The organism is Streptomyces sp. NPDC031379 (genome assembly GCF_055569615.1).
On sequence record NZ_JBVIIT010000045.1, the window covers coordinates 1 to 9426 of the forward strand.

The 9426-nt window shown below is 73.2% G+C and carries 6 protein-coding genes; 5 read left to right on the plus strand and 1 reads right to left on the minus strand.

The features are described from left to right. Positions 1-5002, minus strand: a 5002-nt coding sequence (locus ACZ5CW_RS39715) for a beta-ketoacyl synthase N-terminal-like domain-containing protein (protein ID WP_468610494.1), incomplete at its 3' end; no start/stop codon positions are given. 232 nt (positions 5003-5234) lie between these two features. Here ACZ5CW_RS39715 and ACZ5CW_RS39720 point away from each other — a divergent pair. From ACZ5CW_RS39720 to ACZ5CW_RS39740, 5 genes are all read left to right on the plus strand, one after another. Continuing rightward, on the plus strand, positions 5235-6311 hold the full coding sequence (locus tag ACZ5CW_RS39720) for a MupA/Atu3671 family FMN-dependent luciferase-like monooxygenase (RefSeq protein WP_468610431.1): 1077 nt from the start codon (positions 5235-5237) through the stop codon (positions 6309-6311). Continuing rightward, entirely contained in the window at positions 6298-7101 is an 804-nt protein-coding gene (locus ACZ5CW_RS39725; RefSeq protein ID WP_468610433.1) for an SDR family NAD(P)-dependent oxidoreductase, read from the plus strand. Before ACZ5CW_RS39720 ends, ACZ5CW_RS39725 begins: the two co-directional genes overlap by 14 nt. Positions 7102-7193: 92 nt before the next feature. After that, complete coding sequence (gene mpaM / locus ACZ5CW_RS39730; protein ID WP_468610435.1) at positions 7194-8030, plus strand: daptide-type RiPP biosynthesis methyltransferase; 837 nt, start codon at positions 7194-7196, stop codon at positions 8028-8030. An 83-nt stretch (positions 8031-8113) separates the two neighbouring features. Further along, positions 8114-8647 (plus strand): flavin reductase family protein, encoded by a 534-nt coding sequence (locus ACZ5CW_RS39735; protein ID WP_468610437.1) that lies wholly within the window; start codon positions 8114-8116, stop codon positions 8645-8647. A gap of 166 nt (positions 8648-8813) precedes the next feature. Next, a complete protein-coding gene (locus ACZ5CW_RS39740) occupies positions 8814-9308 on the plus strand; it encodes a nuclear transport factor 2 family protein (protein WP_468610439.1) in 495 nt (164 codons plus the stop codon). The last annotated feature ends 118 nt before the right edge of the window (positions 9309-9426 follow it).

Consider the following 9426-nt stretch of genomic DNA (forward strand, 5'->3'; position numbering starts at 1 on the left):
CCGTCCGATCCAACACCTCCACCGGACCCTCGAACATCACCTCACGCAACGACCGACCCAACAACGGATCGACAAACCCACACACCTCGTCCAACGCAGCCGCGAACACCGGGAAGACCCCGTACAACTCCCGGCCCATCCCCACCCGCTGAGCACCCTGACCCGTGAACACGAACGCCGGACGAGCAGCACCCACCACACCACCCGTCACCACACCCGGCACATCCCGCCCCTCGGCCACAGCCTCAAGACCAGCCAGCACACCCTCACGACCCCCGCCCAGAACCACCGCACGGTGCCTGAACGCCGTACGTGCGGTGGCCAGCGTGTACGCCGCGTCCCCGGCCCCGATCCCGGGCCGTGCCGTCAGGTGCGCGTGCAGCCGGGCCGCCTGTTCCCGCAGCGCCTCCGGCGACCGGGCCGACAACACCAGCGGAGCGGCCGCGTCGACAGCGGCGGACGGGGCCTCCTCGGGGGCCTGCTCCAGGATCAGGTGGGCGTTGGTGCCGCTGATGCCGAAGGAGGACACCGCCGCCCGGCGGGGACCGGCCGACGGCCACTCCCGGGACTCGGTCAGCAACTGGACCGTACCGGCGGACCAGTCCACGTGCGGGGACGGCTCGTCCACATGCAGGGTGCGCGGCATCTCGGCGTGCCGGATGGCCTCCACCATCTTGATCACACCACCGACACCCGCTGCCGCCTGCGCATGCCCGATGTTCGACTTCAACGACCCCAACCACAACGGCTGCTCCGCGGAACGAGCCGCGCCATACGTGGCGATCAGCGCCTCCGCCTCGATCGGATCACCCAGCGAGGTGCCGGTGCCGTGCGCCTCCACCAGGTCCACGTCCGCCGCCGACAAGCCGGCGTCCGCCAGCGCCTGCCGGATCACCCGCTGCTGCGACGGACCGTTCGGCGCCGTCAACCCGTTCGACGCACCGTCCTGATTGACCGCACTGCCCCGGATCACCGCCAGCACCCGGTGCCCGTTGCGCCGCGCGTCCGACAACCGCTCCAGCACCAGCAGCCCGGCGCCCTCCGCCCATGCCGTGCCGTCCGCACCCGCCGCGAACGCCTTGCAGCGGCCGTCCGCCGCCAGGCCGCGCTGGCGGCTGAACTCCACGAACATGCCGGGCGTGGCCATCACCGTCACACCGCCGGCGAGGGCGAGACTGCACTCCCCGCGCCGCAGCGCCTGGGCGGCCAGGTGGATCGCGACGAGGGACGACGAGCACGCCGTGTCCACCGTCACCGCCGGACCCTCCAGACCGAGGGTGTAGGCGATGCGGCCGGACATCACGCTCGTCGTGCTGCCGGTGAGCAGGTAGCCGCCTGCCTCCTCGTCCGCCTCGTGCAGGCGGGGGCCGTAGTCCAGGGCGGTGCCGCCGACGAACACGCCGGTGCGGCTGCCGCGCAGCTGCTCGGGGAGGATGCCCGCACGTTCGAGCGACTCCCAGGCGGTTTCCAGCAGCAGCCGCTGCTGCGGGTCCATGGCCGCGGCCTCGCGCGGCGAGATACCGAAGAACGAGGCGTCGAAGTGGCCGGCCTCGGCCAGGAAACCGCCTTCCCTGGCGTAGGTGGTGCCGGGCCGCTCGGGGTCCGGGTCGTGGAGGGCGTCCAGGTCCCAGCCGCGGTCGGCGGGGAACTCGCCGATGGCGTCCCGGCCGTCGGCGACCAGCCGCCACAGGTCGTCAGGGCCGTGTACGCCGCCGGGGAGACGGCAGCCGATGCCGACGACGACCACGGGGTCGTCCGTCGTGCCGGTGGTGGCCGTGTGCGGCTCGCCACCGTGGCCGTCCGTCCGCTCGGCGGGGCCGGCCAGGTCCTGGGCCAGCCGGTGGGCGAGGTCGGCGGGGGTGGGATGGTTGAACAGCAGCCCGGTTTCCAGGGGGAGGCCGGTGGTTTCGCAGAGCTGGTCCCGGAGTTCCACGGCGAGGATCGAGTCGAAACCGAGGTCCCGGAAGGGCCGGTCGGGGTCGACGGACGCGGCCGTGCCGTGGCCGAGGACGATGGCGGCAGCGGTGCGTACCAGGTCGAGCATGGCCCGCTCCCGGTCCGCCGCGTCGGCGCGCGCTCCTGGCGTCGGCCGGGAAGCGGACCGGGAGGCGGAGTCGCCCGGTGCGGAGGCGGCCGGTGCGGATTCGGCCCGTGCGGAGGCGGGGTCCGTCAGAGGCGCGGAAGGATCGCCGTCCGTGCCCGTGGCGGCCCGGGCCGGCGCGCCGAGCGGGCGCGCCCCGTCCTCGCCGTACCAGTGCCGCCGACGCTGGAACGCGTAGCCCGGCAGCGGGACGCGCCGTGCCTGCGTGCCGTCGAAGAGGTTCTCCCAGTCCGGCGTGTGACCGTGGACGTGGAGTCGCGCGACGGCGGTGAGCAGCGCCTCCGACTCGGATGCCGACCGGCGCATGGTCGGTACCAGGACGGCCTGGCGATCCCGCAGGCACTCCCGGCCCATGGCGGTGAGCACACCGTCGGGGCCGATCTCCAGGAAGGCCGTGGTGCCCGCCTGGACGAGGGTGGTCAGGCCGGCCTCGAAGCGGACCGCGGAGCGCACGTGCCGTACCCAGTAGTCGGGTGAGCCGAGCTGCTCCTCGGTCGCGGGCAGGCCGGTGACGTCGGAGACGATGGGGATGCGCGGCGGACCGTAGGTCAGGCCGGCGGCGACGGCGCGGAAGTCCTCCAGCATGGCGTCCATGTGCGGGGAGTGGAACGCGTGGCTGACGCGCAGCCGGCGCGTCCGGCGGCCGAGTCGGGCCACGGCCGCGGCGGCCTCCTCGACGGCGGTCTCGTCGCCCGAGACGACGACGGCGCGCGGCCCGTTGACGGCGGCGATGCCGATCTGCCCGGTGCGGCCCTCCAGCAGCGGCAGCACCTCCTGCTCGGAGGCTTCCAGCGCGGCCATGGCGCCGCCGGGCAGCGCCTCCATCAGCCGTCCGCGCGCGGTCACCAGGGTCGCCGCGTCGGCGAGGTCCAGGACGCCGGAGACGTGGGCGGCGGCCAGTTCGCCGATCGAGTGGCCGAACAGGTGGGCGGGGGTGACGCCCCAGGTCTCCAGGAGGCGGAACAGCGCCACTTCCACGGCGAACAGGGCGGGCTGGGTGTAGCCGGTGCGGTCCAGGAGGGTGGCCTCGGGTGTGCCGTCGGGCGCGAACAGCACCTCCTGGAGAGGACGGTCCAGGTGCCGGTCGAGTTCGGCGCAGACCTGGTCGAGTGCTTCGGCGAAGGCGGGGTGGGCGCGGTACAGCCCGGCGCCCGCGCCCGCCCGCTGGCTGCCCTGACCGGAGAAGAGGAAGGCGAGGCCGCCGGTCTGCGCGGTGGTGCCGGTGACGATCCCGGGCGCCGCCTCGCCCCGGGCGAGAGCCGTGAGGCCGGCGAGCAGTCGCTCGGGGTCCGAGCCGACGACGGCCGCGCGGTGGTCGAACTGGGTGCGGGTGGTGGCCAGGGAGTACCCGATGGACGCCGGGTCGGGCGTGCCGCCGTCGGCGGTCAGACGGGCGTGCAGCCTGGCCGCCTGCGCGCGCAGCGCCTCGGGACCCTGCCCGGCCAACGGCCATACGACCGGCCGCCCGGCGCCGGCCGCCCGATCCGTCTCGCGGGTCCGGCCGGCCGGGTCGTGGTGCGTACCGGAGGCCCGGTCGTCGTGCGTCAGGTCCGGGCCGCCGATGGCCGGCGGCGCCGGGTGCGGTCCGCCGATGCCGGACGGCGCCGGGTCCGTCCGGGTGTCCTCCGCCTCGGACGTCCGCGCGGGTGCCTGCGACACCACCACGTGGCAGTTGGTGCCGCCCATGCCGAAGGAGCTGACGCCGGCGACGAGCGGCGTGTCCGGACGCGGCCAGTCGCTCAGTTCGCGCTGGACGGTGAGGCCGAGTTCGGTGAGCGGGATGCGCGGGTTGGGGGTCCGGAAGTGGAGGCTGGGCGGCAGTTGGCGGTGCCGGACGCTGAGGAGCGTCTTCAGCAGGCCGACGATGCCGGCGGCGCCCTCCAGGTGGCCGACGTTGGTCTTCGCCGAGCCCACCGCCAGCGGAACCGTACGGTCCGCGCCGAGGGCCGCGCCGAGGGCCGCAGCCTCGATCGGGTCGCCGACCTTGGTGCCGGTGCCGTGCAGTTCGACGTACTGGACCTGTTCGGGGCGGGTTCCGGCCCTCCGGTGGGCCGCCTCCACGACACGCTGCTGAGCCGCCTGGTCGGGCACGGTCAGACCGGAGGTGGCGCCGTCGTTGTTCATGGCGCTGCCCAGCAGGACGCCGTGGATCTCGTCGCCGTCGGCCAGGGCACGGGACAGCGGCTTGAGCAGGACCAGGCCGCCGCCTTCGCCGCGTACGTAGCCGTCGGCGTCGGCGTCGAAGGTCGCGCAGCGTCCGTTCGGGGAGAGACCGCCGAACCGGGACGCCTCGACCGTGCCGGCCAGCGTGAGGTTGAGGTTGACGCCGCCCGCGAGCGCCAGGTCGCACTCGCCGCGCCGCAGACTCTCGCAGGCCAGGTGGACGGCGACCAGGGCGGAGGACTGTGCCGTGTCGACGGCCAGGCTGGGCCCGTGCAGGCCGAGCGTGTACGAGACCCGGTTGGCGAGGACGCCCCGGTTCAGGCCGGTCGCGGAGTGGGGGGTGACGGCTGCGCTGCCCCGGCGCTGGAGCAGTGCGGCGTAGTCGTCGTGCATGGCCCCGACGAAGACGCCGGTGCGGCTGCCGGACAGGGTGGCCGGCAGGACGCCGGCGTCCTCCAGTGCCTCCCAGGCGAGTTCGAGGACCAGACGCTGCTGGGGGTCGACGGAGGCGGCCTCGCGCGGGGACATGCCGAAGAACTCGGCGTCGAAGGCGTCGACCTGCTCGAGGAAGCCGCCCCGGGCGGCACCGGCGACGGCGTCCGGGGAGAGGTCCCCGGGAGCGTCGGCCTCCCAACGGCCCTCCGGCACAGGGGTGACGGCGTCGCGGCCGGTCCGCAGCAGGTCCCAGAACGCGGCCGGATCGGGCGCCTGCGGAAGGCGGCAGGAGAGGCCGACCACCGCGATCGCGTCCTGCTCGGCCGGACCCACCGGATCCGTCGGAGAACCGCCGGAAAAGTTCTTCTTCGCCACGGTGGCTCACTGCTCCCTCTGGTGCCGATCAACGATCGTCGGGTCAGTGTCACCGCCCCCGCCAAAGGCCTTCTTGGCGCGCTCTAAAGGCGAGTTCCCTGCGTGCCGGGGCCGCGGCTACGGTCCTGCTGGACCAGGCGCGCCAGGTAGGAGGAGTTTCGTGGACTTCAGTCTCTTCTATTTCGCGGACTACGGGGCCGCGGCCGATGACCGCTACCGTCTTCTGCTGGACAGCGCGAAATTCGCGGACACCCACGGATTCACCGCGGTGTGGACTCCGGAACGCCATTTCCATGAATTCGGCGGCCAATACCCCAACCCGGCCGTCGTCGGCGCGGCACTGGCGGTGGCGACCGAGCGCATAGCCATCCGGGCGGGCAGCGTCGTCGCTCCGCTGCATCATCCGGCGCGGATCGCGGAGGAGTGGTCCGTGGTGGACAACCTCTCGCGGGGCCGGGTGGGCCTGTCCCTGGCGTCGGGCTGGCACGCGGTGGACTTCGTCCTGCGGCCGGAGAACTACCAGGACCGCAAAGAGATCCTCATGCGGTCCGTGGAGACGCTGCGCCAGCTGTGGGGACGGGAGGAGGTGGCGTTCCCGGACGGGGCGGGCCAGGAGTCGAAGGTGCAGATCTTCCCTCCGCCGGTCCAGCCCGAGCTGCCGCTGTGGCTGACGAGCGCCGGCTCCGCCGAGACGTTCCGTACGGCCGGCCGGCTCGGCACGGGCGTGCTGACCCATCTGATCGGCCAGGAGATCACGGACCTGGAGCGCAACATCGCGGCCTACCGCGAGGAACTGGCCGCCGCGCACGGCCCTGAGGCACGCGGTCACGTGGCGCTGATGCTGCACACCCTGCTGGGTACGGACCGCGACAAGGTCCGGGAGGAGGTCCGCGAGCCGTTCAGCGACTATCTGCGCAGCTCGATCGGACTGATCATGAAGACCGCCGCGGCTGCGCTGCCCGGCGGCATCGACCTGGAACGGCTGTCCCCGCAGGACCGCGAGTTCCTCGTGGCGCGTTCGTTCGACCGCTACTTCGACACCGGCGGGCTGTTCGGCACGGTCGAGGACGGCGTGGAGACCGTCGGGCGGCTGCGTGCGGCGGGCGTCGACGAGGTCGCCTGCCTGATCGACTTCGGGGTTCCCGAGGACCGGGTGCTCGAAGGCATGCACTACCTGGACGCGCTGCGCGAGCAGTGTGCCGACGACGCTGGGGAGGACCGTGATGAGCAGCGCTGAACTGACCGGACTGACCGCTCTGGTGACCGGTGGCGCCTCCGGCATCGGGCTGGCGACCGCCCGCATGCTGGCGGCCCGGGGCGCGGCGGTGGCCTGCCTCGACCTCCACGCGCTGGACGCGGACGGCAAGTCGGCCGTTCCCGAACCGCTGATCGGGGTGCACGGCGATGTCGCGGACGACGCCTCGGTGGAGGCGGCCGTTGCGGAGGCCGCCGAACGGCTGGGCGGCCTGGACATCCTGGTGAACAACGCGGGCATTCTCGGCCGGGGAACCGTGGAGTCGGGTGATCTCGACGAGTGGAAGCGGGTCTTCGACGTCAACGTGTTCGGGATGGTGCGGGTCGCCCGTGCCGCGCTGCCGTATCTGCGGCGCTCCCAGCAGGCGTCCATCGTGAACATGTGCTCGCTGGGTGCCACGGTCGGGCTGCCCAACGCGGCCGTGTACTGCTCCTCGAAGGGGGCGGTGCTCGCCCTGACCACCGCCATGGCCGCCGACCATCTGCACGAGGGCATCAGGGTCAACTGCGTGACCCCGGCGCCGGTCGACACGCCGTGGGTGCGCCGGCTGGTCGATGCCGCGCCCGACCCGGAGGCGGCCTTCGCCGCGGTCAGCGGGCGCCAGCCGAACGGACGGCTGGTCACGGCGGACGAGGTGGCCACCGCGATCTGTTACCTCGCCGGTCCGGCCGCCGGCTCGACCACCGGTGTCTCGCTCCCCGTCGACGGGGGCAGCCGGGGCGTCCTGCTGAGCATGGATCCGCGCCTGCTGCCGGCCCGTTCCCGGCTCTGATCCGCCGGCCGGGGCGGCTTAAGCGAGGCCCAAGCCGCCTGTAAGAGCCCCGGCCTAGGGTCTCGATCAACGATGGGCAATCGGAGGAAAGCATGACCGAATACCAGCTCAAGGGCACCGCGGCGGCTCTCGTGGAGCTGTTCGCCGGGAAGATCCACCAGCACGGCATGTACGACTCGGAGGGTGCTGCTTTCTACCACTCGTTCACCCTGCGGGACAACGCCGAGGTGGAGGAGCTGCTGAACGCCTCCGAGGGGCGGCCGGGCCCGGTGCTGGAGCTGTGCTGCGGCACGGGCCGGCTGACCCTGCCGTATCTGCAGAACGGCTTCGAGGTGGTCGGGCTCGACAACTCGCCGTCGATGCTGGAGATCCTCGCCGAGCGGATCCGTGAGCCCGAGCACCAGGAGTACGCGGACCGGCTGAGCACCGTCGAGGGCGACATGACGGACTTCTCGCTGGGCCGCAAGTTCGGCCTGATCGTGCTCGGCGCGACGGCCGTGTGGAACCTCACCCAGGAGCAGCGCGCGGAGCTGTTCCGCTGTGTGCGCGAGCACCTCACCGAGGACGGCCGCTTCCTGCTGACCGCGCTGGACATCGCCGGGTTCGAGAGCGCCGCCGCCGCCTTCGAGTACACCTCGGTCTTCCCGACGAAGGACGACCGTTCGCCGGTGCTGTGCACCTTCATCGACCGGATCGAACCGGACGGCCTGCGCTCCACCAGCATCCTTGCCAACCGGGTCCAGGACGGCGAGGTCGTCGACACCGCCCTGTACACCGCCTGGACGCACCTGGCGCCGCTCGCCGCCCTGGAGAAGGAGCTGGCGGCCGAGGGTCTGAAGCTGGCCGGTCAGCGGGAGCTGGTGAACCGTCACCAGATCACCAAGAGCAGCAGCGCCCGCCGTCGTCTGCTCCTCGAAGTCACCCTCTGACGATGAGCGCCAGCCGGATGTCCGAGCAGGGGCGTGGGCCCCGCTCGGGCACCCGGGTCCGATCGGGAAGCGAGGCGCCAGAGTTGACCGAATCCGTACCGGTGTCGTCCGACGTCGACGCCGTCGCCGCCGACCGGTTCCGCCGGGTTCTCGGCACGTTCGCCACCGGGGTGGTCGCCGTCGCCGGCCTGGACGGCACCGGCCTGCCGGTCGGTCTGGCGGTCAACTCCTTCGCCTCGGTGTCCTTGCGGCCGCCGCTGGTCTCCTTCTGCGTGGCGGAGACCAGCAGCAGCTGGCCGCGGATCCGGCAGGCGGGCCGGATCGGGGTGAGCATCCTCGCCGATCGCCAACGGCCCGTGTGCGACCGGCTCGCCGCCAGCGGCCCCGACAAGTTCCACGGCACCGAGTGGCATCTCTCGCCCGGCGGGGCACCGCTGGTCACGGGCGCGATCGGCTGGCTGGAGTGCTCCCTGAGGGACGAGTACTGGGCGGGTGACCATGTGATCGCCCTGTGCGGGGTGCATCACCTGTCGGTCGGCGAGCCGGACTCCCCTCTGCTCTTCCACCGCGGCCGCTACGGCACCTTCCGTCCCGGTCCGCTGCCGGCGAGCCGGTGATCCGACCCCACTGCCGGACAACAGTACGAGCCGACCACGGTCGCTCGAGCGTTCCGGGCCCGTCCGGCCACTCGTGGGGGTGAACCCCGCGCGGGCCGGGCTCCGTCCCCCCTCGCGGCCGGGAGGGCCCGGCAGACTCCGTCCCCAGGAGCGATCCTGGGATCCCATGAACGGAGTAGTGACCGCCATGTCCACCGCGCAGCCCGCCGGTCGTTCGCCTCGTGAGGTGCTGGAGCGCTATCACCAGGCCATGCTCACCATGTCAGCCGACGGTCTGGCCGATCTGTACGCCGTGGACGCGGTGCACGAACTCCCCTTCCTCTTCCCGGGGATGCCCGACCGCCATCACGGCCGCGAGCAGGTCCGCAGCGGCTACCGCGCGGCCTGGGAGCGCAGCCCGGCCCGGCCGACCGCCTTGCGTGACGTGACGGTGCACGACACCGCCGATCCCGAGGTCGTCATCGCCGAGCAGACGGTCGTCGGCACGGTGACGGGAAGCGGCGCGGCGTTCGCCTTCCCGAGCGTGCTGGTGGTCCGCGTCCGCGACGGGCTGATCACGCATGTCCGGGACTACATGGACGGGCTCGGTGTCGCCCGCTCGCTGGGCCGGCTGCCCGCCCTCGCCGCCGCACTCGAGGACACGGCCGCGGCCGCCCGCTGAGCGGGGGGGGGGGGGGGGGGGGGGGGGGGGGGGGGGGGGGGGGGGGGGGGGGGGGGGGGGGGGGGGGGGGGAGGAGGGGGAGCACCGGCAGACCGGCGGGCGAGGGGGGTGGGGTGGG